The sequence below is a fragment of the Microbulbifer maximicatervae (SeqCode) genome (assembly GCF_052467065.1).
In genome coordinates this window covers 2,943,213-2,969,133 of sequence record NZ_CP174299.1, presented here as the reverse complement: position 1 = coordinate 2,969,133, position 25,921 = coordinate 2,943,213, and the positions used below count along the sequence as shown (strand labels likewise).

The 25,921-nt window shown below is 47.8% G+C and carries 27 protein-coding genes; 15 read left to right on the top strand and 12 right to left on the bottom strand.

What is annotated here, in order from left to right; all coding sequences use genetic code 11:
- Positions 1-285: 285 nt before the first annotated feature.
- Positions 286-681, bottom strand: coding sequence for a DUF4345 family protein (locus ACJJI1_RS13100; protein ID WP_444956920.1), 396 nt, complete (start codon positions 679-681; stop codon positions 286-288).
- Between the two features lie 59 nt (positions 682-740).
- Between ACJJI1_RS13100 and ACJJI1_RS13095 the strand changes: the two genes are divergently transcribed.
- The 6 genes from ACJJI1_RS13095 to ACJJI1_RS13070 all read left to right on the top strand — a co-directional run bounded on the left by ACJJI1_RS13095 (position 741) and on the right by ACJJI1_RS13070 (position 8,172).
- On the top strand, positions 741-1,508 hold the full coding sequence (locus tag ACJJI1_RS13095; protein WP_444956919.1) for a helix-turn-helix transcriptional regulator: 768 nt from the start codon (positions 741-743) through the stop codon (positions 1,506-1,508).
- Positions 1,509-2,733: 1,225 nt separating this feature from the next.
- Positions 2,734-3,045: a cupin domain-containing protein gene (locus tag ACJJI1_RS13090; protein ID WP_444956918.1), complete on the top strand. Its 312-nt coding sequence runs from the start codon at positions 2,734-2,736 to the stop codon at positions 3,043-3,045.
- 238 nt (positions 3,046-3,283) lie between these two features.
- Positions 3,284-3,661, top strand: a complete 378-nt coding sequence (locus tag ACJJI1_RS13085; RefSeq protein ID WP_444956917.1) for a hypothetical protein — start codon at positions 3,284-3,286, stop codon at positions 3,659-3,661.
- 464 nt (positions 3,662-4,125) lie between these two features.
- Complete coding sequence (locus ACJJI1_RS13080) at positions 4,126-5,145, top strand: cytochrome-c peroxidase (RefSeq protein ID WP_413664662.1); 1,020 nt, start codon at positions 4,126-4,128, stop codon at positions 5,143-5,145.
- Positions 5,146-5,693: 548 nt separating this feature from the next.
- The gene (locus tag ACJJI1_RS13075; RefSeq protein ID WP_444956916.1) at positions 5,694-6,860 is read left to right on the top strand and encodes a patatin-like phospholipase family protein; all 1,167 of its coding nucleotides are present in this window, start codon (positions 5,694-5,696) and stop codon (positions 6,858-6,860) included.
- 205 nt (positions 6,861-7,065) lie between these two features.
- A complete protein-coding gene (locus ACJJI1_RS13070) occupies positions 7,066-8,172 on the top strand; it encodes an acyltransferase family protein (RefSeq protein ID WP_444956915.1) in 1,107 nt (368 codons plus the stop codon).
- 97 nt (positions 8,173-8,269) lie between these two features.
- Here the strand turns inward: ACJJI1_RS13070 and ACJJI1_RS13065 are convergent, their stop codons facing one another.
- Entirely contained in the window at positions 8,270-8,890 is a 621-nt protein-coding gene (locus ACJJI1_RS13065; RefSeq protein WP_444894975.1) for a LysE/ArgO family amino acid transporter, read from the bottom strand.
- A 130-nt stretch (positions 8,891-9,020) separates the two neighbouring features.
- On the opposite strand from ACJJI1_RS13065, the gene ACJJI1_RS13060 reads away from it, so the two are divergent.
- Positions 9,021-9,923: a LysR family transcriptional regulator ArgP gene (locus ACJJI1_RS13060; RefSeq protein ID WP_444956914.1), complete on the top strand. Its 903-nt coding sequence runs from the start codon at positions 9,021-9,023 to the stop codon at positions 9,921-9,923.
- A gap of 11 nt (positions 9,924-9,934) precedes the next feature.
- On the opposite strand, the gene ACJJI1_RS13055 is transcribed toward ACJJI1_RS13060, so the two are convergent.
- Together ACJJI1_RS13055 and ACJJI1_RS13050 are read right to left on the bottom strand one after the other, a co-directional pair.
- Positions 9,935-10,810 carry a deaminase gene (locus ACJJI1_RS13055; RefSeq protein WP_444956913.1) on the bottom strand — a complete coding sequence of 292 codons (876 nt, stop codon included), beginning with the start codon at positions 10,808-10,810 and terminating at the stop codon, positions 9,935-9,937.
- A complete protein-coding gene (locus ACJJI1_RS13050; protein WP_444926907.1) occupies positions 10,801-11,670 on the bottom strand; it encodes a LysR family transcriptional regulator in 870 nt (289 codons plus the stop codon). Before ACJJI1_RS13050 ends, ACJJI1_RS13055 begins: the two co-directional genes overlap by 10 nt.
- 90 nt (positions 11,671-11,760) lie before the next feature.
- On the opposite strand from ACJJI1_RS13050, the gene ACJJI1_RS13045 reads away from it, so the two are divergent.
- Positions 11,761-12,261 carry a lactoylglutathione lyase family protein gene (locus ACJJI1_RS13045; protein WP_282933974.1) on the top strand — a complete coding sequence of 167 codons (501 nt, stop codon included), beginning with the start codon at positions 11,761-11,763 and terminating at the stop codon, positions 12,259-12,261.
- A 100-nt stretch (positions 12,262-12,361) separates the two neighbouring features.
- Here the strand turns inward: ACJJI1_RS13045 and ACJJI1_RS13040 are convergent, their stop codons facing one another.
- Positions 12,362-13,567 carry a multidrug effflux MFS transporter gene (locus ACJJI1_RS13040; protein WP_444956912.1) on the bottom strand — a complete coding sequence of 402 codons (1,206 nt, stop codon included), beginning with the start codon at positions 13,565-13,567 and terminating at the stop codon, positions 12,362-12,364.
- A 280-nt stretch (positions 13,568-13,847) separates the two neighbouring features.
- Between ACJJI1_RS13040 and ACJJI1_RS13035 the strand changes: the two genes are divergently transcribed.
- The gene (locus ACJJI1_RS13035; RefSeq protein ID WP_444956911.1) at positions 13,848-14,951 is read left to right on the top strand and encodes a glycosyltransferase family 25 protein; all 1,104 of its coding nucleotides are present in this window, start codon (positions 13,848-13,850) and stop codon (positions 14,949-14,951) included.
- An 11-nt stretch (positions 14,952-14,962) separates the two neighbouring features.
- On the opposite strand, the gene ACJJI1_RS13030 is transcribed toward ACJJI1_RS13035, so the two are convergent.
- The 4 genes from ACJJI1_RS13030 to ACJJI1_RS13015 are packed head-to-tail and all read right to left on the bottom strand — an operon-like array spanning position 14,963 to position 18,319.
- Positions 14,963-15,400 carry an ion channel gene (locus tag ACJJI1_RS13030; protein WP_192879377.1) on the bottom strand — a complete coding sequence of 146 codons (438 nt, stop codon included), beginning with the start codon at positions 15,398-15,400 and terminating at the stop codon, positions 14,963-14,965.
- Entirely contained in the window at positions 15,387-15,842 is a 456-nt protein-coding gene (tadA, locus tag ACJJI1_RS13025; protein ID WP_413664653.1) for a tRNA adenosine(34) deaminase TadA, read from the bottom strand. The genes ACJJI1_RS13030 and tadA overlap by 14 nt, the downstream gene beginning before the upstream one ends.
- 39 nt (positions 15,843-15,881) lie before the next feature.
- Positions 15,882-16,685: a putative RNA methyltransferase gene (locus ACJJI1_RS13020; RefSeq protein WP_444906179.1), complete on the bottom strand. Its 804-nt coding sequence runs from the start codon at positions 16,683-16,685 to the stop codon at positions 15,882-15,884.
- A complete protein-coding gene (locus tag ACJJI1_RS13015; RefSeq protein WP_282933980.1) occupies positions 16,682-18,319 on the bottom strand; it encodes a GMC family oxidoreductase in 1,638 nt (545 codons plus the stop codon). Before ACJJI1_RS13015 ends, ACJJI1_RS13020 begins: the two co-directional genes overlap by 4 nt.
- 84 nt (positions 18,320-18,403) lie before the next feature.
- Here ACJJI1_RS13015 and ACJJI1_RS13010 point away from each other — a divergent pair, with 84 nt between their 5' ends.
- Positions 18,404-19,093, top strand: coding sequence for a class I SAM-dependent methyltransferase (locus tag ACJJI1_RS13010; protein ID WP_444906180.1), 690 nt, complete (start codon positions 18,404-18,406; stop codon positions 19,091-19,093).
- A gap of 26 nt (positions 19,094-19,119) precedes the next feature.
- Here the strand turns inward: ACJJI1_RS13010 and ACJJI1_RS13005 are convergent, their stop codons facing one another.
- On the bottom strand, positions 19,120-19,272 hold the full coding sequence (locus ACJJI1_RS13005; protein WP_413664650.1) for a hypothetical protein: 153 nt from the start codon (positions 19,270-19,272) through the stop codon (positions 19,120-19,122).
- Positions 19,273-19,437: 165 nt separating this feature from the next.
- Between ACJJI1_RS13005 and ACJJI1_RS13000 the strand changes: the two genes are divergently transcribed.
- Positions 19,438-19,926, top strand: a complete 489-nt coding sequence (locus ACJJI1_RS13000; RefSeq protein WP_413664649.1) for a hypothetical protein — start codon at positions 19,438-19,440, stop codon at positions 19,924-19,926.
- Between the two features lie 88 nt (positions 19,927-20,014).
- Positions 20,015-20,509, top strand: coding sequence for an RDD family protein (locus ACJJI1_RS12995; protein ID WP_444906181.1), 495 nt, complete (start codon positions 20,015-20,017; stop codon positions 20,507-20,509).
- 13 nt (positions 20,510-20,522) lie between these two features.
- Here the strand turns inward: ACJJI1_RS12995 and lptG are convergent, their stop codons facing one another.
- Positions 20,523-21,584, bottom strand: coding sequence for an LPS export ABC transporter permease LptG (gene lptG / locus ACJJI1_RS12990; RefSeq protein ID WP_444939819.1), 1,062 nt, complete (start codon positions 21,582-21,584; stop codon positions 20,523-20,525).
- The gene (lptF, locus tag ACJJI1_RS12985) at positions 21,577-22,710 is read right to left on the bottom strand and encodes an LPS export ABC transporter permease LptF (RefSeq protein ID WP_444956910.1); all 1,134 of its coding nucleotides are present in this window, start codon (positions 22,708-22,710) and stop codon (positions 21,577-21,579) included. The genes lptG and lptF overlap by 8 nt, the downstream gene beginning before the upstream one ends.
- 189 nt (positions 22,711-22,899) lie before the next feature.
- On the opposite strand from lptF, the gene ACJJI1_RS12980 reads away from it, so the two are divergent.
- The 3 genes from ACJJI1_RS12980 (at position 22,900) to ACJJI1_RS12970 (ending at position 25,833) form a co-directional block, all read left to right on the top strand.
- Positions 22,900-24,366: a leucyl aminopeptidase gene (locus ACJJI1_RS12980; RefSeq protein ID WP_444894984.1), complete on the top strand. Its 1,467-nt coding sequence runs from the start codon at positions 22,900-22,902 to the stop codon at positions 24,364-24,366.
- 129 nt (positions 24,367-24,495) lie between these two features.
- Complete coding sequence (locus ACJJI1_RS12975) at positions 24,496-24,918, top strand: DNA polymerase III subunit chi (protein ID WP_108732077.1); 423 nt, start codon at positions 24,496-24,498, stop codon at positions 24,916-24,918.
- Between the two features lie 24 nt (positions 24,919-24,942).
- On the top strand, positions 24,943-25,833 hold the full coding sequence (locus ACJJI1_RS12970) for a hypothetical protein (RefSeq protein ID WP_444956909.1): 891 nt from the start codon (positions 24,943-24,945) through the stop codon (positions 25,831-25,833).
- Positions 25,834-25,921 lie beyond the last annotated feature (88 nt).

Genomic DNA, 25,921 nt, shown 5'->3' with positions numbered 1-25,921 from the left:
TTAACCAATCACTACCTGGGTAGCCGTTTTGTTTTGAACATAGATATAAAATACAACTTATTCTACACTATCCTATTCCTCAATATCGATTATGTTAGGTAAAAAATAGGCTCAGGCAGAATACCTATTAAGATGTTCTGCCTGAGCATCTTAGCATTTCCTGTAATACAAATTACTTCAATATGAAAATTTGTTTTTTAAGTACCCCTATCCAAAATAGATTGCAAATTAAGCAAACTAGAACTTGCTATCTTTAATTTGGTTAGATTGCACTTATAACGACATTTAAGCATCCTTAGTATGTGCCATGAGCTTGCAAGCAATTATCATAATGACAGTAGCCACAATTGTTGGGGCCACTGTAGGGATAAGTTCTGGATAAGATCCATCAATAAAATAGCCTACTAATCGGCCAAATAGAACCAACATCAATGCAATAAATCCAACCATAATATAGTCCACGTTAGATCTTATCGCTCCAAGAAGAACCATTGCCCAAATTGCGATTGTTGTCCCACCCCAAAGAGAGCGAATACTCGATAGCCCACTCACAGAATCAATAGGTTCGATAAATGTGTGGGTCAGCATGACAGATGGACTGATCATAAGAACCAATCCAGTCCCCATAAAAAATAGCGCTAAGATACCTAAAATACACCGTCCAATAGTTGCCTTCGCCATATACGCAAAACCTCCAATCAATTTGTAATCATTCAATATCATCGAACGAGGTATAGGATATGGATAAATATGACACTATATGGCATATTTTGATAACTATGCGCACATCTACCCTCTCACGAATAGATAGACTTGAAGTTATCACCGCCCGATTAAAGTCGGACGAGCCCATCACGATTGGTGAAATTGCCAAGGAAGTGGGCGTTAGCATTCGGACGCTGAATCGAGATATAGAGGTGTTGAGAAGCCGAGGCTTGCCGATTGAAACGGACGTGGGGCGCGGTGGTGGAATCCGTTTGGACCAGCGCTGGGGCGTTGGTCGTGTCAACTTAAACTATACAGAGGCTGTTGACCTGATGATCAGTTTGGCTATTGCTGAACAGATGAAGTCCCCCCTCTTTATGGCACACCTAAGTAGCATCCGCCACAAAGTAATGGCTTCCTTTTCACCGTCCATGAAAAGTAAAGTGAATGGTATAAAGACACGTATCATCATCGGAAAATCGGCTTCCGAGGTTGTACTCTCAAATTTCTTAACTCCAAAGCGTAAAACTGTCGAGAAACTCCACCAGGCTTTCTTAATGCTTCAACGCATAAAGATCACCTATTGTGACGAAAGCGGAAAAGAAACGCTACGTACTATTGAACCCCACTACCTCTTTCTTAGTTATCCCGTATGGTACATCCTTGCCTGGGATAAGTTCCGTGAGGATATGCGGGTATTTCGTTGTGACAGGATTAGGAAAATTCAGGCTCTGAATGAAGACTTCAAGCTAATTCCACTTATTGAATTTAAAAATAAGAGAGATAAAATACCTCCATCTTGAGGTCATTTTGTTTAAACTTCATCGAAAACTACCTTAGAGCAGTATAAGTAATAAGGCTTATATTTAGCCAAGGGCGATAACAATTAAATTGTATACATTACTATATGTACAGACGGTACAAGCCCAAGAAACCCACAGAGTTGACCTATTAATTTGATCTGTGGCGAGGTACATATTTGCATAGCTCTATAAGTATGGCTAGGATGGCTGCCAACCATTAACTCCATCGCCTAAAACAAAGAAGCCTCTTAATTTAGGTATAGGTACATGAGGATAGCCATTTGAATCCTAGGTCACTTTTCTTTTGGTTCTGCGGCTTATCGGCAATCATTATTCTTGGATTCACACCAAGTTATGTTATGGCTTATCGAAACCTATCCACAATGCATCATATCCATGGAATAGTTTCCCTTCTATGGATTGGAATCATGTGCTTACAGTCTTATTTAATGCTCAAAGGGAGCACATCCCTTCATAAATATTTAGGTTGGCTGTCAGTTGTCGTTGCCACATTATTTATAGGCACTTCATACTGGGCATTTTTCAGCACTATTGAATCAACCTTAGAGAAGAGTGAAATATTTAAACTTGTATATTGGGTAGACTTATTCTTATTACCACTTTTTGTATTCTCTCTGCTATCTGGGTTCCAGTACCGAAAGTCTCCCCAAAAGCATATGCTCTGCATGATGCTGAGCTTGGTAGCTATACTACCGCCGGGACTAGGAAGGCTTATCTACGGTTTATTTCTATTTCCCTTCAATGCTCCTATTAGGTATTTTTACGAGCCTATGATGCTAACCACCATAGGAATACTAATATACTTAGGAATTCGTGAGCAATGGAGATTTGGTCAAATAAAGGTGGCTCTTGGGGTAACGACATGCTCATTTATCACTTCCTATTGGGTAGTCAATATGGGATTTTTTGAGAGTGGCGTAAGGTGGATTTTGAGCACTTAATGCTGACTCCATTTTGTTCCACTAATTATTTATCTCATTAAATATTGGGTTATTAATGGCGACATGCTACTTCTTAATTAGACGGATAATTAGCACGCTATTTCCAAAACTCCATCCTTTCGCATAGCAATAGAAAAGAACAAACCAAAAGAGCAATTACAAAGTTAGTAAGAATAGTCTTGGAACTATTAGGATGGTGATTTACTCTACCTACAGGAACTTTAGCCCAAAGCTATTTATGCGCACTCAAAAAGGAAGCAGAGATGCCAGGCAGTTATCCAAGTAAAATTAAGGAATTACCTCTCTATAATGGTCGCTTTGATGCTTACAAGCTTAAGGCAGAAAACAGTGATGTTCTTTTCGCATCATATCCAGCTGGAACGTTCATTCCACCCCATACTCATGACACAGATAATCATGGCGTTATCACAAAGGGGGAACTAATACTCACCATGAATGGTGCCACCCAACGGATTGGTATTGGACAGTGGTACCATGTACCAGCACATGTAGAACACTCTGCGACATTTGATGTCGAAACCGATGAGATCGAATTTTGGTTTAAAGATAAATAGGATTAAATTTCTACTACAGATCAATTTACATGTATAAAACTATAAATCTTGAAAATTAAGCTATTAAACGGTAGATATCGTTTTGGATAAAGATGTTACTTGGAGACGCGATGATGATCCTAATACTATAGCCACCGGGGATCTTTATCCCGTAAACAGCCCTGAATCATTGGATAAGGGAATAATTTAAAATAACCGGTTAATTTATAGGCAATTACACTAAACAGCCTAGAAATATATGTGGAAATTCATACTTGATTTTATAAATGGTGCTCTTGGTATAAGTTCCATTGAAAGTGGTGAGAGAATACCCCTAGAGGAAGAACGCTTTCCATCCGATGGAATCGTACGCGCACCCTCTTTTGATTCGATTCCGCACAAACAAGAACCTTTGTCCGGCTCAGTCCGCCCAAAAGAACTTGGTGAGGTAGTAGAAGTCATGGTTGGTGTTGATTATCCAATTTACGGTGGACAAACGATACTCGTTGCCGATTTTGGAACTTACACAATTGAGCTGCCCAGCCCTTGCAGTGGAATAATCGAGGAGACTCTTATTAAGCCCGGTAGCTTGATAGGTAGCGAAACGCCTCTATTTAGAATACGTAGACTAATATAAAAGTTAACCAGATATAACAATAAGATTAAAAGCTTCCTAAAACCTAAAGGTCCTACCTAAAAATTTAACCACATTCAGATAGTTATGGAGTCATTTATCGTTCGAGTAAATATTACTCCACCAACCGACTAGCAGAAATACGAATCATTTACCTTTGGAGATACCGATAAGCATCCCCTAACTCCTACACCTCCTCGCATCTCAGAAATTGCCCTGCAATTTTCAAAGGCAAATAGCAAGACTTCAATCTCTCCAAATCCAGTGCACTCAATGTATAGTCCGAGTTCTGAATAATATCTGAAAAAGTATTTTGTGAACGATTCTGGATATTCTAAAAATACACGGCTTTTTTTGTTAAATCATGGTATCAGCCGAACGAGCTTCCCTATATAGTGGCGCCGCCTAACTTTGATTAAAAATAGGTTAGTTGTCATTGTTTTTTGAGATGTGGGAGAGATACCAAAGTGATTAAGAAAATTTTTTCGAAAAGAGATCTCAAGCTTCCAATCATTGGCGGCTTGATAGCGGCAGCAAGCTTACTATCAACAACTGTATCGGCAGCGGCCGAAGTTGATATAAATCAATTACGTCAGCAATCCAAAATTATGTTCGGCACTCTCTCAGAAACTATGCCAGGCAGTGAGAATGACACTCCAGCGATGGTTGAGCTTGGAAGAACACTGTTCATGGACGAACGGCTTTCAGTCAATGATAGCCAGTCCTGTAACAGCTGCCATCAAGTAGGGAACTACAACGGCTCGGGCGTTGACAATGAAGCGACATCACCGGGAGCCTTACCTGGCACCAAGGGTGACCGAAACTCTCCAACGGTCTGGAATTCCGGGTTCCAGGTGGCTCAATTTTGGGATGGTCGCGCAGAGGACCTGAAGGAACAGGCCAAAGGTCCAATTCTAAACCCTGTAGAAATGGGAATGCCTTCAGAAGAGGCTGTTGTGGCAAAGATTTCAAAAATTGCCGAATATCAAGAAAGTTTCAAACACGCCTTTGGTAAAGAGAATGCTATCTCTTACGACAATATTGCTGGGGCCATAGCTGCGTTTGAGCGCACACTGATTACAAATGATCGTTTTGATGATTTTATAAATGGTGATGATCAGGCTATGACAAAAAGCGAGTTAAAGGGCCTGCAAACCTTTATCAACACTGGTTGTTCAGCATGCCACAATGGTGCAACCTTGGGTGGAAACATGTACCAGAAGATGGGGCTGGTCAACCAATATCCACACCAAGAAGATTTAGGTCGTTATAAAGTTACAGGCCTTGAAAACGATAAAATGATGTTTAAAGTTCCAATGTTACGCGACGTAAGTAGAAGTGCTCCTTACTTCCACGACGGGCGTGTAGAAACCATTGAGCAGGCAATTTACGATATGGCTTGGTACCAATTGGGACAGAAATTGAGCACACAACAGGTAAATGATATTGCAACTTTCCTAAACGCTTTAGAACATCAAGCTCATTAAACTATTTCCCACCCTTCGGGGTGGGCATCTTTCGCTCTAATCAATTTTGGCTGAGCTCACGGGTTTCCAGTCACTAGCTCATTGATAACTTGTAACCATTCAACCCTGCGGTTACTTTGTGTATAAGACACAACAGTCAGTAGACTAAACGGTTTCCTGATTACCGACCAACTTATAATTTCTAGCGCTCCATCAATACTTATATCAAGCCCGTAAAATAAAGTCCGAAGGGAAATGTGCAGTCTTCAGCCGCCGACTTGAGAGAGTTCCATTAAATTACTGTTCAATACCTGGGCATTCAGTCATCAGATTACTTTATGTGCTTTTCGCTTTATAGATAGTGAAATTTTCCATAAGGAACTAAGAGAATAGAAATTACGAATTTTTTCTCATTCGAATAAGAACCCCCAATAGTGCTTAATTTCCTATCACAGTCCCAAAGCAAGATAAGAAAACAGCCTTAAGTAACTTTTAAATAACCCAAAGAAATAAAACTAATCTGATTTGCCACACTCACTGTATTAAGAGTTTAGCGTTCAGGAAGATCAATGAAACTTCGGCTAGCGTCAGCCCTCACCATACTAGTTATCATAGCGTTTTTAGGCTTGGTGTACGTCTACAATTATCGACTGACCCAAAGTATTCAGTATGACGCCCACCCTGTTACTAAAGAGTTTATTAAGAGTAATGCTCCCCTTAAAGACAAAGATACTATCAACATCCTTATCATAGATGGCGGTGGAATACGTGGTTTGATACCGCTCTATGTTATTCAACATATTGAAGAGCAGACCGGCAAACCTATTGATGAATTGTTTGATGTTTTTAGTGGAGTATCCACTGGTGCCATTATCGCTACTGGCCTCAATGTGACTCAAGAATCATTTGACGATGATCATCCAGGGATTGAAAACCTTAAATCCCAAAGTGATAAAATTATTGATATTTATAAACAAAATAGTAGATACGTATTCTCCGTACCCTGGTATCACAAATTACTAACCTTTAATGGTTTTATCTCTCCTCGCTTTAGCGGTGAGCGTTTAAGCGAAACCATGGAAAAGCATTACACTGAAAAATTGAAGTTTACGAGTTTGAAGAACTACGTCATCATCCCCTCTCTCAATATTCATATGGGCCAGCTTCAACTATTCAAAAACCGTGGTGAAGCAGTCAGTAAACTACCCACAGACACACTGTATCAACTTGTAACAGCGGCAGCTAGTGCGGAGACTCTATACCCACCTGTCGAGTTCGTAACTACTGGACGGGACATTCATCAGCGCTATTATGCCGACGCTGGTATATATGCAAATAATCCAGCCAGTATTATTTTACGCGAAATTATTAGAGAGTTTCCTGAAAAAAACTACTATGTGCTAATTCTCGGGGCCGGAACGTCTCCACTGAGTACAATGGAAGCTAACTACAGAAACTTAAAAAACTGGGGAAGAATTAATTGGGTGAAAGACCTTATATCTAATGTACAGAGGTCCATGGATGACCAACAAGTATACACTTTGGAAATCGCACAATCCCTTAGCCCTAAAGGGCGAATAAAATATAACTACTTAAATGTAGAGCTTGTTAATCCATATGTTGACCCATTTGACTATAAAGCAAGTAAGAAGCTGAAAGTTCTAGCAGATAGGCTTCTTGAGGAAAATAAAACGGAGGTTGATCAGGTAGTAAACACCCTCAAGGACAAAGGCTAACTATAACGCTGGAGAATACTTCACCTATTCAGTTGAGGTTGCCATTCAGCGTTGCCTTGGATGAAAAGCCATTAATGGATTTGCATGCATGAAAGCCCGAAGATTTGAGTTGAATCACACAGAATACAGATAGTGTGTTCAACTTAGGCAAGGTAAGATCATGCCCATACCTTCTTGGATTGACCATGGATATAGGTCGTTAGCAATGAACACACGCCTTCTTAATCTCGATGTACTACGGGGGCTGGCTGCAACTTTGGTTGTCTGGCAACACAGTAGTGAAGTATTTATCCGCACCCCATCCATCGCCCAGCACGGCTCGGCACTGGCTGAATTTATCAGTCAACTGGATTTTGGCAGGATAGGTGTACTTTGCTTTTTCCTAATATCCGGCTTTGTCATTCCCCACAGTCTTCTTGCATCTAACCGTACTCTCAAGAGCTTTGCTATCCGCCGCTTCTTCCGCTTGTATCCCGCTTACTGGTTATCTCTGACTGCAATTATCGGACTTACATGGTTGCTCGCTGACCGAACATTCTCTGCATCTACTATTCTTGCCAATACCACAATGCTGCAAGGCCTAATGGGGTTTGAAAGTGTTCAGATTCTATATTGGACTCTCACTGTAGAGCTGCTTTTTTACTGTCTCTGCGCACTGATGTTCACCCTTCGACTACTAGGGAATCCCAGATATCTACTCTTAGTGTGCTGGGGGGCACTATCGGTATTTGTCAGCATGCAACTTTTAGGGCAATCATCCACTCCAATTTCCCAGCTTCCCGCCACCACTACTTACCTCCCCTTTGCTATCGCAGTTATGTTCTGCGGAACCCTACTCAGGTATTGCTACGAAACAAGGCGCGGTTATCGTTATATGCTTTGGGGCCTGGTTTCGACTTTCTCGATACCACTACTCGTTATGGCCATGCACCTACTAGGTAAGTCGATCAGCGAAACTCCCCTCCGCTTTGTATCATCTCATTTCATCGCTTTAGCTATCTTTCTCGTTTTTGTATTACTTCCACCAAAGCCAATACGACATTTAGCCGCTCTGGGGACTATCAGTTATTCCATTTACCTGTTTCATTTAATCGTGGTCTTTCTCGTCAGCTGGGCCATAAGCCAACCTTGGGGACAAGAGCTTACAAGTATTTCTCTATCCACGTTGCTTGTGGCAGTTACACTACTTAGCTTCGCTTTGGCGGCAGCCATTTATTGGCTGGTGGAGAGGCCCTGCATGCAATTTGGGCGCTTTTTGAGCGATCGAAATGGCGGGTTAAACAGGTCAGGGGAAATGTTAAGGGGGGGTTAGTGTGGAAAACTATAGGAATAAGTTAAGGGCCTGGAAGCAAAAAAATAGCCGTAGACTTATTAGTCTACGGCTATTTTTAGCAGCCATTATTGAGTGTCTACTGCGCCCACAACAAGCTGATAGCAATAGTCCACATCATAATGCCCACCAGTACATCGAGTACCTGCCAGGTTCTGGGGTTCTTAAATAGCGGCTGCATCATGCTGCCACCCACTGAAAGAAGGGTGAACCACAGCAGGGATGCACTACATGCCCCCAGCACAAAAAACCAGGTTCCATTGCCAGCATACTGCGCCCCTACAGAGCCAATCAGTACAACCGTGTCCACATACGCGTGTGGATTAAGCAGGGTTAAGGCTACCGCGGTAATCAAGGCAGAGCGGCGGGATTTCATCCACTCTTTTTGCTCTCCAAGACCTTTGTTAGTGAAGGCCGAACGGAAAGCCATAGCACCGTAGGAGAACAGGAAAGCAGCACCGAGCCAGGTCAGCCAGATCATCCAGTCGCCACCCGCTTGTGCGAGATTTGCAACCAGGAACACACCAGCTGTAATCAAGGCAATATCCATCAGTACGCATAAAGCCGCGATACTAAAGTGATATTGTCGACGGATACTCTGTGTCAGCAGAAACGCATTCTGCGCTCCGATCGCCATAATCAAACTGATGGTAGTCAAAAAACCTTTTGCGAGCGGCGCCAGCAACAACCCTGAAAACACGATGCCTCCTGTGTTTCATTCTCTAATTTGGAAGTGCCCGCAGGGCTGCGGGCCTGAATAGTGGCGCGAGATTAAGAGTCAAACTAGAATAAGTAAACTTAATTATACTGATCCATCATAAGAAATTCTTATGCTAGACCTAAAGCAACTCCAAGCCTTTGCCTTTGTCGTAGAGGAGCGCAGCTTTGACAAGGCTGCCGCCCTACTCCATGTCAGCCAGTCTGCGATTTCCCAACGAATCAAAGCCTTAGAAAGCCAGGTTGGCCAAGCCCTATTGATACGCTCCAACCCTTTGCGACCCACTGAAGCCGGCCTCAAAGTGTTGGGGTACTACCAGCAAATGCACTTGTTACAGCAAGAGCTTCTCACTGATATCGATCCAGAGGGGGGCAAGACTCGCTATAGCAACCAGAATAAGGTTCGGATCGCACTGAATGCAGATAGCTTGGATACCTGGTTCCTGGCTGCCATCACACCATTGATTCGATCCCAGCAGTTGCTCGTGGATCTAAAGGTCGACGATCAGGACGCTACCCATGAACTGCTGAAGAATGGTGAAGTCATTGGCTGTATCAGTTCAACGACCAGTAACCTCCAAGGCTGCCAATCGGTACTGCTCGGTCATATGGCCTATTACCCGGTATGCACCAAGGCCTTTAAGAAGAGGTTTTTTTCAGACCCGATTAAGGTTGAAGAGCTCCACTACGCTCCCACAGTGGAGTTCAACTATAAGGATCAATTGCAGAGTCGTTACCTTAAACAGTTTTGGGGAGTGGAGACTGGTCAGTACCCATCTCATGAAATCCCCTCTTCAAAGAGCTTCCTCAGTTTCTTAACTCTGGGGCTGGGTTGGGGAATGGCGCCAGATATTCAGATCGCCAGCCTGTTAAAAAGTGGAAAGTTGGTGAAACTCGCTGAAGACCAGTATTTGAAGATTCCTCTTTACTGGCATGTTTGGAACTTAAAATCGAAATTGATTAAAGAGATCACTATCAACCTCACAGAGCATGCTCGAAAAGCTCTAAGTCAGTAGTGCTCAAATACTCAGTGATGGTGCAACTGCCAGTATGGACAGTAGTCCAGCTGCAGTTCGCCATTTTCCAGCTGTTCTAGGATTGAGAGTGCTTGATGATATATTGGTTGATTTTCCTTATGTCGAACATTTAGATTTTTGAAGTCCCGATAGGATTCCTGATAAATTTCTTTCGCATCGCCTCCCAATAAAAAGCTAACTATTTGGTCTCCATGCTTTAACTCATAAGCGAAGTAAGCTCCGTCTAGCTTTTCTTTCTGTACTAATTTCGACGGTTCAGAAATTATACGGCGAGTGTAATAATTTCCAGGCTTATCCACGATACACTGGGAATTTTCCTTGCCACAGTTTCCATTATAACTTTGCTTTAATCGCTCTATACTTTTACCGTAGTCGGGATCGGTCTGCCCATATACAACGCGTGAAACTCCTAAGAAAATCATCATTCCACTACACATCATGCAGGGTTCAAGAGTTGTATAAATACTGACATTGGAATTAGTTAAGTATTTGGTCTGAGGCCCTAAGCATTTTGTCTCAAGACATCTTTGCATTACACGCACTTCAGCGTGCTGGGTCTTATCCTCACAGACTGAAACCGAATTAAGCTGAACCCCCCCAATGTGCTTGGAAATATCATCAAATAAAACCGCACCAATATTATGACCTCTTTTATTTTTATCAGTAGGTCTGACCCAGTCCTGGAATACTATAGAATAAGCCAACAACATCAGTATCTTATCCTGCTCACCCTTAACACTCTCAGCTTTAGCTATTTCCACAAGAGAAAGTTGTGTTAGAGCCAAAAATAACAGGGAGCGAAACAACCCGGTATTTTTACCAAAAATGTTCAGCTTTTTGATACTTAGGAGCCCGATTACAGCCATTTCTCCATTTCACCAATAATAAACCTGACTCTGGCGGGTACAAGTTGAGTGCGCCTAAGCGCCAAATACAGTGTCTCACTAACGGGATTTTCAAGGCTATGTGCCTTAATCAATTTCGGCTTTCGAAATGCACTTACCGCATAGGCGGGTAAAACTGTGAAACCCAATCCCATACTAACGGGCTCCAGGATTAAGCTGATCTGATTGGAAAACCCTTTTTGTTGAAAATCTTCAAGACTTCTAAATTGTGGGAAGTTCGCTCCCAATAATAGACTCGCATGGTGTATACCGTCTGGATGGCCTATGTACCCCAGCGCTAAAAGCGACTCCCAATCAGGGGTTTTCACTTCAGCCGGCGTCACTAGCAATAACCTTTCACTGGCGATCGGCCGACTGTCAATCTCCTCTGCTTGTGGCGGGCTGGTCATTAATCCAATATCAGCACCGTTTTCCGCAATGGCCTTCTCTACATCCAGGTTGGGTGCGAAACGGCAGCTAATCGATAAACCCTGGTGGATTTTCTGCAGGGACAACAACTTGGGGTAGAGCTTCAGCCCCACACTCCCGGGGCACATCACTCGCACATCCCCATGGTGGGGAGGGTCTTCACCAACAATTTGCCCCAGGCTGGAAAGCTTCTGAATAATCCCCTGCCCTTCCCGGTAGAGCCGATCACCAGCATCCGTGAGAGTGAAGTGTTTACCCTGCCTGACTAACAGAGCGACACCTAAGTGCTCCTCTAACTTGCGTATATGCTGACTGACCCCAGACTGAGTCATATGCAAGCGATCCGCCGTACGAGTGAAGTGCCCCTCTTCAGCTAAAGTACAGAAGCTTCTTAACCACACTGGATTTATCATTACGAATGCTACTTAAAAATATTACGAATGATAATTATACGTAATGAATCAGAAGCTGTAACTTAACCGCATTCAACAAAGGAGACAGCTATGAGTAACGCATACCCGAGAACCTTTTCTCATATCGGTATTTCAGTGCCAAACCTTGAAGAAGCTGTGAAGTTTTACACCGAGGTACTCGGTTGGTACCTGATTATGAAGCCCACAGATATCACCGAGGACAAAAGTGCTATCGGTGAAATGTGCACCGACGTATTTGGCCCAAACTGGGGTAGTTTCCGCATTGCTCACTTATCGACAGGGGACCGGATTGGCGTAGAACTATTCCAGTTTAGCAATCAGGAAAACCCAGAAGATAACTTTGAATACTGGAAAACCGGTATCTTTCACTTCTGCGTGCAAGACCCCAACCTGGAAGAACTGGCGGATAAGATTGTAGCGGCCGGTGGTAAAAAACGTATGCCGGAGCCCCGTTATTACTACCCCGGTGAAAAGCCTTATCGCATGATTTATATGGAAGATCCGTTTGGCAACATTCTGGAAATTTACAGCCACAGCTATGAGCTGATCTACAGTGCTGGTGCCTACTAATCTTAAGCACTCAAGAATTCACTCAGCATCACTCTAACGATGCTGAGTGAAATGCCGGCACAGAGTTATTCAGAGGCTCCCTAATTTATTTTGGTATTACTCAATCACTCTGGTCTGCTGTGATGCTGACTACATTACGCAAAACCAACCAGGAAACCACAAAGGCCAAAATTCCACACACCGCAATTACCCCAGCAAGCGACCCTGGTGTTCCATTAAAAACCAAACTGGTTATCAGGATAGCTACAGCCCCGATTGACAACTGCATAGTACCAGCCAGGGCAGAAGCCGTTCCCGCTATAGGGCCATGTCTTTCCATGGAAAGAATAAATGCCGTCGGAAGAACCAAACCAAGAAACATATTACATACGATAAGCATGCATATCAGTAGTACGAGATGATCAAAACCGGCCTCTATCACTAAATACATGGTCACCGAGCTTATTACAAATCCAGTCACACCCCACTTCACCAGCTTCACCATCCCTAAACGGGCACCGAAATTTGCCGAAAATTGACTCGACAAGAAGAAACTAAGCGCATTTAGAGCAAAGGCGAGACTAAATTCGGTTGGAGTCAATCCGTAGTAATTCGTATATAAGAATGAAGCTGCCGCAAAAAAAGCAAGTACACTAGCGAAGCCAAACCCTCCTATACAAGTAAGCCCTATATAGATCGGGTCACGTAGTAATATCGAATAAGACTCAAGCAGCGCACCTATTTTAAATGGTATGCGCTTATTCACTGGTAAGGTTTCGTGAAGGCTTGTAATAGCAAGTATCAGACTTAAAAAAGTAGCAATGGATATCCCCCAAAATATGCTGCGCCAACCAAACGAAATTAATAGCAGACTACCAGCTAATGGCGCCAACATAGGAGAAATTGAAAGGACTAGAATTGCTGTCGTAAGAAGGCGAGTTGCTTGAGTACCCGTATAAGAATCTCGAATTATTGCTCGGGGAATCGACATTACCGAGGCGGCACCCACCCCTTGTAGGAAACGGAAGGCAATCAACCACTCGATAGTGGTTGCCAGGGCACAACAAATAGATGCGAAAGTAAAAACCAGCAAACCAAAATAGAGCGGCGGTTTGCGGCCAAACATATCGGAAGCGGGGCCATAAAAAATCTGACACACCCCGAACGCAATAAAATAAGCCATCAGCGTATAGGACGCGACCTGGGTTGAGGTGTCGAGAGCCTTTGTCATCGCAGGTAATGCAGGCAGATACATATCAATGGCCATAGGACCAACAGAGCTCAAAAGCCCCAGGATCAACGCCATTTTTATAAAGCCTGAGTTCATCCACAGTCCCTATTGAGCCAACTCCACCTTGGCACCTCTACAAGACACCTCTCACAATTGCTAAAAAGGGAGAAGGAAAGAATACACCGCACTTGGGACCTTATGAGGCATGGATGCCGATTAGGAGCTTACAGGGATGTATTCACAGCGTGTCTCGAGTGCGGTGTATTCTTTCCTTCCACAACAGTAGTAAGTTCCCTCATCCTTTTCGGACTGGCAGGTCAAACCTTAACCTTCAATCGTAGCAACTTAATTTAGGACCATAAGATCAGGGGAGTTAATGGCCCATGACGCTTCTATACCGTCTGCAGACGGTATAACTAAAGGTGTTTCAGTCCTGACCTCCAAGCGTCCAGGAGGCTCCTGTGATGCCCGGCTCTTCTTCAGCGCTTCTTGGTGGAAAAGCCCTGTCATTCTAGCAACTGTGGTAGCTCAGGAATTCTTACCTGGCCTGCTGGCTGCGACCAGCCACAAGCCCAAGCGGAACCCGCTTTCCCCACCAACAAGACAACGTCGCCGCCTCCCTTTAAGCTCCAGACGCCCAATTACCCCGCGCGGCCGCCGTCAGCGACCCTATATCGCCAATACTCCCTGTTGGATTATCACTCTGCAACCAAACAGTCATGACGTTGATCTATTACTCAGCGCCGGGAAAATGCAGCGACTGCATATCAACACGATTGGGGGGATTGATGGGCGCTCAGGCATTCCGGAACTGGAAGACAATGAGCATATCGCGAGTAACGTCACCCGGTGGCGCCACTTGTGCGAACTCAAAAGCTCCGAAATTGGATGCTATCTCGCCCACTTGAGAGCAATTCGCCGGGCATACCGCTCCGGCTTGGACCGGGTCTGTATTCTGGAAGATGATGTACAGCTAGAACCCTCATTTGGCCGTGTCTTAGCGGAGTTAGAGCAACTCCCTGAAAATATCGAGATGGTTCGACTGATGGGACTTAAAGTCCGCAAGCGAAAAGTCGCGCAAACCTTGAATGACGGTGTTCATCAGTTAGTGCGGCCAGAGCGGGGGTGGTGTGGGGCACAGGGATATCTGATTAACCGGCGCGGTATGGAGAAAGTCTTAAAATATGCCAGCCGTATTTTCGAACCCATCGACAAGGTATTCGATCACTTCTGGCAATTTGACCTAAAACTGTATGGCGTTGAGCCCCACCTTCTGTGGGAAAACGAACACATCTCCAATATTGTTAAATCCAATATCCACCGCACGAAAGTCGCCCGGTGGCTCTATTGGCTGCACCCTTTCGGAAAACTTTGGCGCAGTGTGGGCAGGCACTTTTATTTAAGGCTCCACTCAAAAGAGTTCTATCCAGCAGAAAAACCCACACAGCGCACAGGGCGTACGGCGCGAATTAAATCTTAAGAACCCTATGATCAATTCTCCCAATAACGCTGCATTTTTAAAAACATAAAAGAAGCGGTCCAGGTAATCATCACCAGTCCCGTAAGGGCTTCAAGGCCAGCAGTAAAACGCAGATGCCCCAGGGGCTCGATATCACCGAAACCCAGTGAGGTATAAGTGGTGAATGAGAAATAGGCGCAGTCCAACAGGCTGCCATTAAAGTTGCCCACCAAAGTACCAAAATAAGGCGAATTCACCATAAAGTAGTAGCAGTAAGCAAACAGCCATATTTCAGCCACGTGGGCGATCAAAGCGCCAAACACCCCCAGGACAATCGCCAGGTTATGCTTGATCGGAATCCAGCGGCCAATCCTGGCAAGGGCACTCAATACTTCGTGGTGAATCAGGACGACGGTGGCGACAACTATTGAATTCACCACGAAAGCAAATGCCAGATCAGCGTCGATCATGAAAGAACTCGCGCACTAAATTGCTTGCCTCTTCCGCCATGACTCCCGACTCCACCGTAATCTTGTGATTGAAAAAGTTGGCCTGTGCCAATTCCAGCTGGCTCTCAACAACACCGGCCCGGGGTTCGGTAGCGCCGTATACCAACCGCCCTACCCGCGCATGTACCATTGCGCCAAAGCACATAGTACAGGGCTCAATCGTCACATATAAAGTGGTGTTTGGCAGGCGGTAGTTTTGTTGTTTATCTGCCGCTTGCCGCAGGGCTACGATTTCCGCATGGGCACTGGGGTCACAATTCCCAATCGGGCGATTACTGCCCTCCCCTATAATTTTTCCATCCTGGACCAAAACTGCACCCACCGGTACTTCACCACGCTCAGCAGCGAGTTGTGCAAGCTCCAGGGCTCGCCGCATAAATCCAAAGTCTCTGGGAGTCGCCATAAAGCTGCTCTATTACCTCTACCTTCTATCAAGTGCCTGTTATTTATGTTTAATAAAACGACGAATAACAAAGTCCGCCTCCAGCTCCAGGCTGTCGCGCTCTTCGAGTTTCTGCCGTTCTTCACGGTTGCCCTTCCAGGCAAAAGGCGTCATAGCGAGAAAATCGGAAATGGCCTGCTTGCCCTTCAATACAAAAGGAAAACAGCAGCGCATATCGACTTCCGGGGTCAACTTCTCTATCACTTTTGGTGCGGGATGTTTACGCGGCTCTTTATAGAGGTACTTCTTTAGTGACCACAAGTGATCGGGGCCAGGGGATACATCTACCAAATGGCCACCGGTTTTGATTACCCGCTCCATTTCATGATCGGGGGCTGGAGCAAAGATCTTCAGCAGATTATCCACCGACTCCGAGACCACCGGCAAATTCACATTGCTGGCAACCACAAACTGAGCGCCACTGTCGCGCTTGGCCGCCATACGCACGCCGGATTTTGAAATGTCGATACCGGAAAGGCCGTGGCCATGCCAGCCAGCGGACTCAAGCTCCCGCAGGTAATACCCCTCACCACAACCGATATCCAGTAAACGGCGGCCGGGCTTGTAAGGCAAGAGTGCCGAGATACTATCAACCAGAGGCCGATAGTAACCGGCGTGAAGAAAGCGCCGCCGCGCGTGAAGCATCTCCGAAGAGTCACCGGGATCTTTGCGGCGCTTGCGATAAACGGGCAACAAATTGACGTAGCCCTCACGCGCGCGATCAAAACTATGTCGATTGGTACAGTGCCAAGTATCTTTTCCTAAAGTTAAGGGGGCAGCACAAAGCGGGCATTGCCAAATCATTCAACTTCCTGAGTGTGTCTATTCTCTTTTACAAACGAGCGCGAAGACCGCTGCATAATCAAATCTGCCGCCTTCTCCGCAATAGCGATCACAGGCGCATTGGTATTGCCACTGATCAGGGTGGGCATTATGGAGGCGTCCACAACCCTCAGTCCATCCACACCGTGTACTTTTAGCTCGCTGTCCACTACAGCCAATTCATCACTCCCCATGCGACAGGTACCTATCGGATGGTAGATGGATTCTGCATGCTGGCGAATATAGTGGATGATTGACTCTCTATCACTCAACTTCTGCTCTGGACGCAAAGACTTTTTCTTGTAGCGACTCAGTTCCTCCTGGGCGAGGATATCCTGTGCCATTTCAAATGCTTCCACCATTACCTGCAGATCCTCGGGCTCACTCAGGTAATTGGGTTCAATTCTGGGCAGTTTGCGTGGATCGGTTGAGTCCAGAGTGATCTCACCGCGACTCTTAGGCCTCAGGGCACAGGCGTGAAGGGAGTAACCGTAGCAGGTGCGCTTATTAAACCCATGTTGGAAAGTCGGAACTGCCGTCATGTGGAACTGGATATCCGGGTTACCCCCCGCCAAGCTGGAACTGGCAAAGCCCCCCGCCTCGGCCACATTGCTGGTTAGGGGCCCTTTATTTAAAAAGATCAGTTCTGGCAGGCGCATTGCGGTGAGAAGCTTCGGCCACAGTGCCTCGGAAAAGCTAACCGCTTCAGAGGCTTCCACTACTTGTATGATATCCAGGTGGTCCTGTAGGTTTTTTCCAACACCGGGAAGGTGCGCTTGCGAAGTCACTCCAGATTTACGGAGTTGGTCCTGATCCCCAATACCAGACAGCATTAATAGCTGTGGCGACTGGATAGCACCGGCACTTAAAATCACTTCCTTGTTCGCCAGGATTTTAGTGCCATCAAGCAATTCGACGCCGGTCGCTTTCTCTCCCCTGAGAATAATCCTCGCCACCTGGCTGTTGGTACGAACATGTAGGTTAGAGCGGCTGGAAACTGGGTGCAGATAAGCTGTAGCCGCAGAGCAGCGGCGTCCGCGCCGTTGGGTTACTTGGTAAAAACCCACGCCATTTTGCTGGCTGCCATTAAAATCATTATTCGGCCGGTGTCCCAGGGACTCAGCTGCGCGTAAAAAAGCATGCCCCGATCGGGTTTTCCACTTTAAATCCGAGACCGACAGAGGGCCGTAGCCACTGTGGTGCGCATCAGTACCCCGTTCATTGCCTTCCGACATTAAGAAGTAAGGCAACAGGCCCTTCCAACCCCAACCGGGATTACCCTCTGCTTCCCAGGCATCGTAGTCATCGCTATTGCCACGGATATAAACCATGGCATTTATAGAGCTACTACCCCCGAGGGTCCTGCCCCTCGGCCAAAACAGTTTCCTGTCATTCAGGTGCTTTTGTGGCGTGGTATGGTGGTGTAGGTTATAGCGAGTTCCCGGTAGCAACTCGCCAATACCCACAGGAATGGAGATCAAGGGGCTCCGGTCTTTAGGACCCGCCTCCAGAAGACAAACTCGATTCTGCTCTTCGGCACTGAGCCGATTTGCTAAAACACAACCGGCGGAGCCGGCACCTACGATCACATAATCAAAAATCATTTGAGTGGACATGGGACCTCAGCACCTTTGTAGCTGGATGGTCCACTGACGGTACACTCAAGCTGTGAATAATGACAGGCTGGAGGTCACCCAAGCATGCCCAATTCCGAATTCAGTGATGATCAGGTACTCACCTGCTGGCATAAGAATGCTCATGAGTGGACTAAAGTAGTAGACAATGCCGCCATTCCCAGCCGCCGACTAGTTACTGATGCTGCCATTGTCAGCACAATCATGGCGTACCAACCTGCGAGCATTTTAGATATCGGTTGCGGTGAAGGCTGGCTCAGTAGAAAACTGGCGGAGCAAGGTATTCGAGTCTGTGGTGTCGATGGCGTTAAAGATTTAGTGGATATTGCCAGCGCTCGAGCAGGCGCCAATGAATCCTACCGGCGATTGCAGTACGAAGAAATTTGCGCCGAAAAACTGGAACAGCAGTTTGAACTTATCGTGTGCAACTTCTCCCTCATCGGAAAGGAATCTGTCGAGCAACTATTCAGCCATGCACGCGAGTTAATACTGCCCGGTGGGTATTTTGTCATCCAAACTCTTCACCCCCATCAAGCCTGCGGTAATGAGCCCTATCGAGATGGATGGCGCCCGGGATCTTGGGAAGGTATTGAGGGAGATTTTGAAGAGGCCGCTCCCTGGTATTTCCGCACCCTGGAAAGTTGGGTCCAGCTATTTCGTGACAACAGCTTTGCCATAGAAGCGATTCACGAACCCAGAGCCGATAGCCAACCAACCCCATCCTCACTGATTATTTGTGGGAGAATTTTGCGGTAGCGCATTTTGGAACTCTTTCCTGGCACCTAAGCCCCGATCCGGTGGAAAGAGGAGCTATTCAAGACAATTTTTTCATCAGCATTGGCACAGAAATACCAAAACAATAATAAAAAAACATTGGCGGGCTCCTGCTCACGCTCGCGACCACTTAGACAAAAATGAAAAAGTATCCATTTCATGCGGCCTCCAAGGAAAGAGATGACTTTTTCGGACTGTCCAGTAAGTGGAGTTGCATCAGCCGCCTAATTAATTCGAAAAAATGCTTTGTTAAGGGTGACCCATAATAAATTCAACGACCGCTTGCGGCCATCGAAATGAGAAGTTGACACCCAGGGGTAAACAGAATGCTACTCTGCAGTTTCCGATTCAGCGCCAATCAACTAGTGCCAAAAACCGTTGGCCTATTTCTTCTGCCCGCGTGCTGCGTCTGTTCTGCCGATGAGTTATTTATCCCGGATTCCCATGAAACCCTGAATATGGAATCCGGCAGTCTGTTTTTCTCCGACAGTGCATTTGCTATGGATAACGAAGCACTGGTCCAGGCCGCCGAGTACTTGCGCACCAATAGTATGAGCAACGTACAGCGACGCCTGAATTACCAGTGGCTGCAGATGCACACCAATCCAGATAAGTTTAAGCCCCTGAAAGGTGGCAAGGCATTATCCAAAATCCTGCGAATGGGTCTAGAAACGTACAAGACACAGAACTCCCGCGCCGCACGTACAGGGTTGCTCAGGTACACCAACAACGAGGGCAAGATTGGCAGCTCGGTGGACTACGGCATCTCTCTGTCCGACGACAAATTCAAGTTCTCTTTTGAGCTGGAGTTTTAGGGAGCCCCTGAACTCAGGCGCGCTACCTCTCCTTCCCCGTTTACAGGTTTGTTAGAATCTCCGCCACTTAAAACCGGCGGAGATAACCGTGAGTAGCTCGAACACCCCCAAATCCTTTCCTGAACTCCCTGTTGCCGGGGTGGGTCCACGCCTGGCCGCACTGCTCTACGACCTGCTGATACTGATGGGCCTACTGGTGGTTTACGGCTTTATCGCGCTGATGGTTGCCTCTACCGTGGTGGGCCTCAACTGCCAGCCCGAGGCAAATGACTACAACCCCTGTGTCAGCGGGCCATTCTTTCAGCTGGGCGCTCTAGCGGTTATCGTAGGGTATTACTTCTGGTCCTGGAGGGCTGCGGGTCAAACTGTGGGGATGCGCGCCTGGCGTCTGTTGCTGGCGAGCCCAAACGGAGCCCAGCTCACTTGGCGCCAGTGCATCCTTCGCGCCATCGTAGCGCCGTTATCTATTGCTTGTTTGGGACTCGGTTACTTCTCTGCCTGGGCCAGATCCGACAAGGCCACGTGGCATGACCTTATCTCCGAATCCGAGGTGCGCGTACTTCCCAAGAAGTCTAAAAAGTAGAAGGCCAGGGGCCCTAACGGGCCCGCTGCAGTAGATACCATCCCGCGCCAAAGCACAGCAATATCGGTAGCAGCACCGCGAGGAAAGGCGGGAAACCAAATACCAGGGAAGATGGCCCCAGCATATCCTGGACAAATTGGAACACCAGGCCAACCACCAATCCGGTAAACACACGCAACCCGGTGGTTACTTCCCGCAGAGGGCCAAAAATAAAGGAAATCGCCACCATCACCAGACTGGCGATAGTGAGAGGCTGCAATACCTTTTTCCAGAACTGCAACCAGTAGCGACTGGAATCCTCACCCTTGCGATCGAGGAATTTGCCGTAAGCCCACAAGCTGCGGGGTGACAAATCCGCTGGTAAAGGCACCACCAGGGCGAATAACTCTGGCGAAATCTCCGCCTTCCATTCGGTCGTAGGTAACGCCTCACTCTCGGTATGCTCACCGGTGAAGATAGTCGTGCGGCTATTCTCCAGTTCCCAGCGCTTGCCGTCAAAATGGCCGCGCTCAGCAAACTCCACCTGCTCCAGTTCTCGATCGGCACCGAAGTGATAGCGGGTAACACCGTACAATTCGCCATCCGGCAGCGCCGCATTGAAATGAACAAACTCGCCGCTGTCTTTCAGCCACAGGCCACTTTCCAGACCGCTCGCCTCCAGCTCACCCAATGCCCGGGCTTTGTCACTCTCGGCAATCACATTGGTCTTGGGAATAACAAATTCCGCCAGGCCCAAGCCCAGTAAAATCAGCAGCATAATGGGCTTCATCACTGCCCAGGTAATCCGGCCGATTGAGACGCCGGCAGACCGCATAACGGTCAGCTCACTGGTACCTGCCAATGAACCCAATCCCACCAGACATCCAACCAGGGCGGAAAAGCCCAGCTGTTCATAAATACGCGCTGGCAATGTCCAACCCACATACTTCAGGGCATCGATAAAGCCGTAATCCTTCTTCAGCTCCCCCAACTGGTCCACTAATGCAAAGACCACAGTGAGGCCAAGAATAATCATCAGCGCGCCACCCACAGCAACAATAACGGTGCGGGCGATATATAAATCGAGCTTACTCACCTGGCGACTCCTTCACACCCTCGGGCAAACGCTTGGGCGGCGCCTTGCGCCAATTTCTTCCCGCTAACAACAGCAAGCCGAGCAGTAAGAATGGCGGGTGAACCAGCCAGATCATTGCCGGATTGGAAATCTTGCCGTCCTCAATCGCCCCCCTGACACCCTGCAGGATTACCAGGTAGGTGATATACAGCAGAATGGCCGGGATCATCCTCGCAAAACGCCCCTGGCGAGGGTTGGTACGGGATAATGGCACTGCGAGTACTGCAACCACCAATACCAATATCGGAAGGCTGAAGCGCCAGTAGAGGTAGGCCCTCTGTTGTGGATCATCGCCTTTAAGGAGATCCAGGGTTGAAGCCGATTCCATCTGGTCCTGCAAGCGGCTGCGCTCGCGAGGCACCTCTAGAATCACCGAGTAACTGTCAAATTTCATCTGGCGATATTCCCGCTCACCGGGAACACCCTCATAGCGAAAACCGTCGCGCAGTACCAAATAGCGCAGGCCTGTCTCAGGATCTATCTCCTGTACACCTTCACGAGCGCGGATGACAATCTGCTGGTCTGCCTCAGTTTCCTCTTCCGCACCACCCAACTCAGCCAGGAACACCCCCAACATGGTGGACTTGTCTTCACTCAGCGCATCGGCGTAATAAACCGCGCGGCCGCCCTGGGAGGACACAAATCTTTTTGGTACCAGGTGATCAAATTCGTTGCGCGCCTTTTCTGCATTTAACAGGCTGGTGGAACGCTCCATACCTGCCGGAGAGAAATACAGGCTCATGGACGCCACCACCAGCGCCAGCATCAGTGCTGGAATCATGGTATAGCCCAGCAAACGCCAATCGCTAAAGCCACAGGCGTGCAGAACCGTCATTTCACTTTCTATATAGAGGCGGCCATAGGAGAGGAGAATCCCCACAAACAGGCCCAGCGGTAATACCAGTTCCAGGAATCCCGGTAAACGGAACCCCATCAGGGAGAACAGGATATTCGCCGAAATATCACCGGCGGCAGCTTCCGCCAGGTATTTCACGAATCGGCCGCTCATCACAATTAACAGCAAAATTGCGCTAACCGCTAGCGTGGCAAACAGCAGCTCGCGGCAGAGATAGCGAAAAATAATCACAGGGCGAACAAATTCCTTGGTGACAGCGGTGTGATGGTGTCTGAATCAAAAACGAGCAAGTTTCCCTCTAGGTACAGCAATCCACAGGCAGGCGGGTTAAACTTGTGCGACGCATTATCACTAAAAATTCTTGCTATGTCTCGGCCTAGAGACATGCAATCTATTGTCAGATTTTAAGGAAAGCGAAAAATGCAGTTCTCCGCCAAGGTTGCAGATATCAGTAAACAACGCAGCGCCTGCTCTATTATTTCAGCAGATGCCAAAAATAACCTCAGCGAAAGTGGAAAAAGCCTGGATAAACTGACCGGGGGAATGATTGCAAAAATCCTCAAGCGCGGGGACTTGGGGGCCAAATCCGGCAGCACCCAGCTGATCAATCTTATCGACGTTCCCAGCGAGCGCGTTCTGGTCGTACGCACCGGTAAAGGCACCATCAGCCAGGCGGAATTCCGCAAGCTGGCAGCCAGCAGTGCCAATGGAGTAAAGAACTTTAAAGAAGCCGCGAGCTACCTCTGCGAAGTAGAGGTTGAAGGTGCGGATAACCGCTGGAAAGCACAGCAAATCGCCATGGCCGCCGGTCTGGCAAGCTATCGCTACACCCTGTCCCGCACCGATGCAAAGCCCCTGCCCCTGGCGAAATTCACCATCCACGCCCCGGAGAAAAAGCAGCTGAAAGCTATTCAAGGCGGCATGGAAGTGGGTGCCGCTCAAGCACTGGGCAGCAATGTCGCCCGTGATTTGGGGGACCTTCCAGGCAATATCTGTACCCCCAACTACCTGGTTGCCCAGGCGAAGGCGCTGGCCAAAAAACATGCAAAGCTCACCACCAGCGTGCTGGACGAAAAGAAAATGAAAGCCCTGGGCATGGGTGCTTTCCTCAGCGTCTCCAAAGGCAGCGACGAGCCCCCCGCGCTGATTGCCATGAACTACAAAGGTGGCAAGGCCAGCGAAAAACCTGTGGTATTGGTCGGTAAAGGCATCACCTTCGATAGCGGCGGCATCAGCATCAAGCCGGGCCAGGCTATGGACGAAATGAAATACGACATGGGCGGTGCTGCCAGTGTCTTCGGCGTGATGAACGCCCTGGTTGAACTGCAGCCTTCTATCAACGTAGTAGGCCTAGTTGCCGCTGCTGAAAATATGCCCAGCGGCCGCGCCAGCAAGCCCGGTGATGTTGTGACTTCCATGTCCGGCAAAACCATCGAAATCCTCAACACCGATGCCGAAGGCCGCCTGGTTCTTTGCGATACGATCACCTACGCAGCCAAGTTCAAGCCCAGCGCAGTGATTGATATCGCCACCCTCACCGGTGCCTGTGTTATCGCCCTGGGCCATCACGCCACCGGTCTCTACGCCAATAACGAAGAACTGGCCAAGAGCCTTCTCCAGGCCGGCGAAACTACTGGCGACCGCGCATGGCAAATGCCGCTGTGGGACGAGTACCAGTCCTCCCTGGATTCCAATTTTGCCGATATCCAAAATATCGGTGGGCGCGAAGCCGGTTCAGTAACCGCTGCCTGCTTCCTGGCGCGTTTTGCCAAAGACTACAAGTGGGCACATATGGATATTGCCGGTAGTGCTTGGAAGTCCGGCGCACAGAAAGGTGCAACCGGCCGTCCGGTTCCCCTACTGGTTGAATATCTACTGGGCAAATAAGTAGCCAAAGCGCACAATAGCCGCCGGCACCATCGGTGCCCGGCGCGCCGGGCGGTCCATTGATTAATGGGCCGCTTTTGTTTTTGGCAGCGTATCAATATGGCCGGGATTATTTGACCAGTATCTGTAATGACTCGCATTGATTTCTATATTCTCTCTTCCGACCAACCGGAACACGCCGATGTTTTTGCCTGCCGCCTGGCTGAGAAAGCCTTCCGCGCGGGTATGCGGGTATTAATCGCGGTGGACGACTCGCAACGGGCGGAGCAGATGGATCAACTGCTGTGGACATTTCGCGAGGACAGTTTTCTGCCCCACGCCCCGCAAACTGAAAACCAACAGGCGCAAATAGAAATTAACAGTGGCGAAGACCCCGCAGATCACCACGGCTTACTGATCAACCTCTGCTCCAAAGTACCCAAGTGGTTTAGCCGCTTTGAACGCTTGGCAGAAGTTGTTATCCAACAACCGGAACCATTAAAACGGTCCCGATTGCGATTTGGTCACTTCCGCGATCGCGGATATCCGTTACAATCCCATAAGATCAATTAGAGCCTCTAACTACGTCCGAGAGTCATGTCCGGCAAAAAAAACAAACACAAGCACCGCGGACAGCAGCGCAAGCAGCCCAGTGAATTTCTGGATGAACTTAATTCACTGCACAACTTGCTTGTCACCGACGAGAACAATGAAGAAATCCCTGTGCTCAGCCAGGTGGCCAAGCAGGGTAATCCTGTAACCCCTGAGCCCCCCACACTTCCCACTATTGCCGACATACCGAAACCCAGTGGAACACCGGCTACCAGTGAGTTCGAAGATATCGACACCTCACTGGAAGATATCGACTTGCCGATTTTATTTTCACCGGTTGAAGAAGAGATGCTGGCCCAGCAATCCCTGTCGCTGGCAGAGTCTGACCTGGCTCTTTTGCGCCCGCTTCAAGAGCTGGCTGTAGAGGATGAGGAACCACAGGCTTCCGCAGAAACCGGGCAAATCGAAGAAGAGCCCGTTGAAGATAAACCGGTTGAAACACCGTTAGAGCAGAATTCCCGGGAAACCAAAGCTGAAGATTTCCCAGAAGCCCAACCGGAGAGACAGCCCGAACCGCAGCCGGAGCCCCGAGCGGAAAACCCGTTCCTGCCAAATCACATTCGCTCCCGCCTCACCGGTGGACGGCCCCTGCCAGTTGAAGAAAATACCCAAGTAACCGAAGCCCCAGTGCCCCCGGAAACAGAAGCTTCAACAACAGTGGCCCCAGCCCCTGAAGCCAAAAAAGAAGTTGAACTTCCAAGCACTGAGGCCCAAGCCGCCGAAGAAGATCCGGCCGCAGACCCTGAGCCCTCCGCCAAAGAGCGCCAGCGCCAGGAATTGATCGAGCAACTCGTCGCCCAGCAGCTGCCCAAACTGGAGCGCCGCCTGCGCGCCCAAATAGAACACGTGGTCGACGAGCTCGGCGTTTGGGATTAAGAGACGGCCTAAGGGAGCCTCTGAATAACTCCCTAAGCTCAAATACCGCCTTTTTCCCACCAGACCCCGGCGGTATAATTGCCGCCTT

Excerpts from the sequence above, each read along its gene's own strand:
- ACJJI1_RS13085 (WP_444956917.1), top strand. The coding sequence starts at position 3,284 with ATGTGGAAATTCATACTTGATTTTATAAATGGTGCTCTTGGTATAAGT.
- ACJJI1_RS13030 (WP_192879377.1), bottom strand. The coding sequence starts at position 15,400 with ATGATCGACGCTGATCTGGCATTTGCTTTCGTGGTGAATTCAATAGTT.
- ACJJI1_RS12975 (WP_108732077.1), top strand. The coding sequence starts at position 24,496 with ATGACTCGCATTGATTTCTATATTCTCTCTTCCGACCAACCGGAACAC.
- tadA (WP_413664653.1), bottom strand. The coding sequence starts at position 15,842 with ATGGCGACTCCCAGAGACTTTGGATTTATGCGGCGAGCCCTGGAGCTT.
- ACJJI1_RS13010 (WP_444906180.1), top strand. The coding sequence starts at position 18,404 with ATGCCCAATTCCGAATTCAGTGATGATCAGGTACTCACCTGCTGGCAT.
- ACJJI1_RS13000 (WP_413664649.1), top strand. The coding sequence starts at position 19,438 with ATGCTACTCTGCAGTTTCCGATTCAGCGCCAATCAACTAGTGCCAAAA.
- ACJJI1_RS13020 (WP_444906179.1), bottom strand. The coding sequence starts at position 16,685 with ATGATTTGGCAATGCCCGCTTTGTGCTGCCCCCTTAACTTTAGGAAAA.
- ACJJI1_RS13070 (WP_444956915.1), top strand. The coding sequence starts at position 7,066 with ATGAACACACGCCTTCTTAATCTCGATGTACTACGGGGGCTGGCTGCA.
- ACJJI1_RS13095 (WP_444956919.1), top strand. The coding sequence starts at position 741 with ATGGATAAATATGACACTATATGGCATATTTTGATAACTATGCGCACA.
- ACJJI1_RS12970 (WP_444956909.1), top strand. The coding sequence starts at position 24,943 with ATGTCCGGCAAAAAAAACAAACACAAGCACCGCGGACAGCAGCGCAAG.
- ACJJI1_RS13060 (WP_444956914.1), top strand. The coding sequence starts at position 9,021 with ATGCTAGACCTAAAGCAACTCCAAGCCTTTGCCTTTGTCGTAGAGGAG.
- ACJJI1_RS12980 (WP_444894984.1), top strand. The coding sequence starts at position 22,900 with ATGCAGTTCTCCGCCAAGGTTGCAGATATCAGTAAACAACGCAGCGCC.
- ACJJI1_RS13015 (WP_282933980.1), bottom strand. The coding sequence starts at position 18,319 with ATGTCCACTCAAATGATTTTTGATTATGTGATCGTAGGTGCCGGCTCC.
- ACJJI1_RS13090 (WP_444956918.1), top strand. The coding sequence starts at position 2,734 with ATGCCAGGCAGTTATCCAAGTAAAATTAAGGAATTACCTCTCTATAAT.
- ACJJI1_RS13050 (WP_444926907.1), bottom strand. The coding sequence starts at position 11,670 with ATGATAAATCCAGTGTGGTTAAGAAGCTTCTGTACTTTAGCTGAAGAG.
- ACJJI1_RS13045 (WP_282933974.1), top strand. The coding sequence starts at position 11,761 with ATGAGTAACGCATACCCGAGAACCTTTTCTCATATCGGTATTTCAGTG.
- ACJJI1_RS13075 (WP_444956916.1), top strand. The coding sequence starts at position 5,694 with ATGAAACTTCGGCTAGCGTCAGCCCTCACCATACTAGTTATCATAGCG.
- ACJJI1_RS13055 (WP_444956913.1), bottom strand. The coding sequence starts at position 10,810 with ATGGCTGTAATCGGGCTCCTAAGTATCAAAAAGCTGAACATTTTTGGT.
- ACJJI1_RS13100 (WP_444956920.1), bottom strand. The coding sequence starts at position 681 with ATGGCGAAGGCAACTATTGGACGGTGTATTTTAGGTATCTTAGCGCTA.
- ACJJI1_RS13005 (WP_413664650.1), bottom strand. The coding sequence starts at position 19,272 with ATGAAATGGATACTTTTTCATTTTTGTCTAAGTGGTCGCGAGCGTGAG.
- ACJJI1_RS13035 (WP_444956911.1), top strand. The coding sequence starts at position 13,848 with ATGGCCCATGACGCTTCTATACCGTCTGCAGACGGTATAACTAAAGGT.
- ACJJI1_RS13040 (WP_444956912.1), bottom strand. The coding sequence starts at position 13,567 with ATGAACTCAGGCTTTATAAAAATGGCGTTGATCCTGGGGCTTTTGAGC.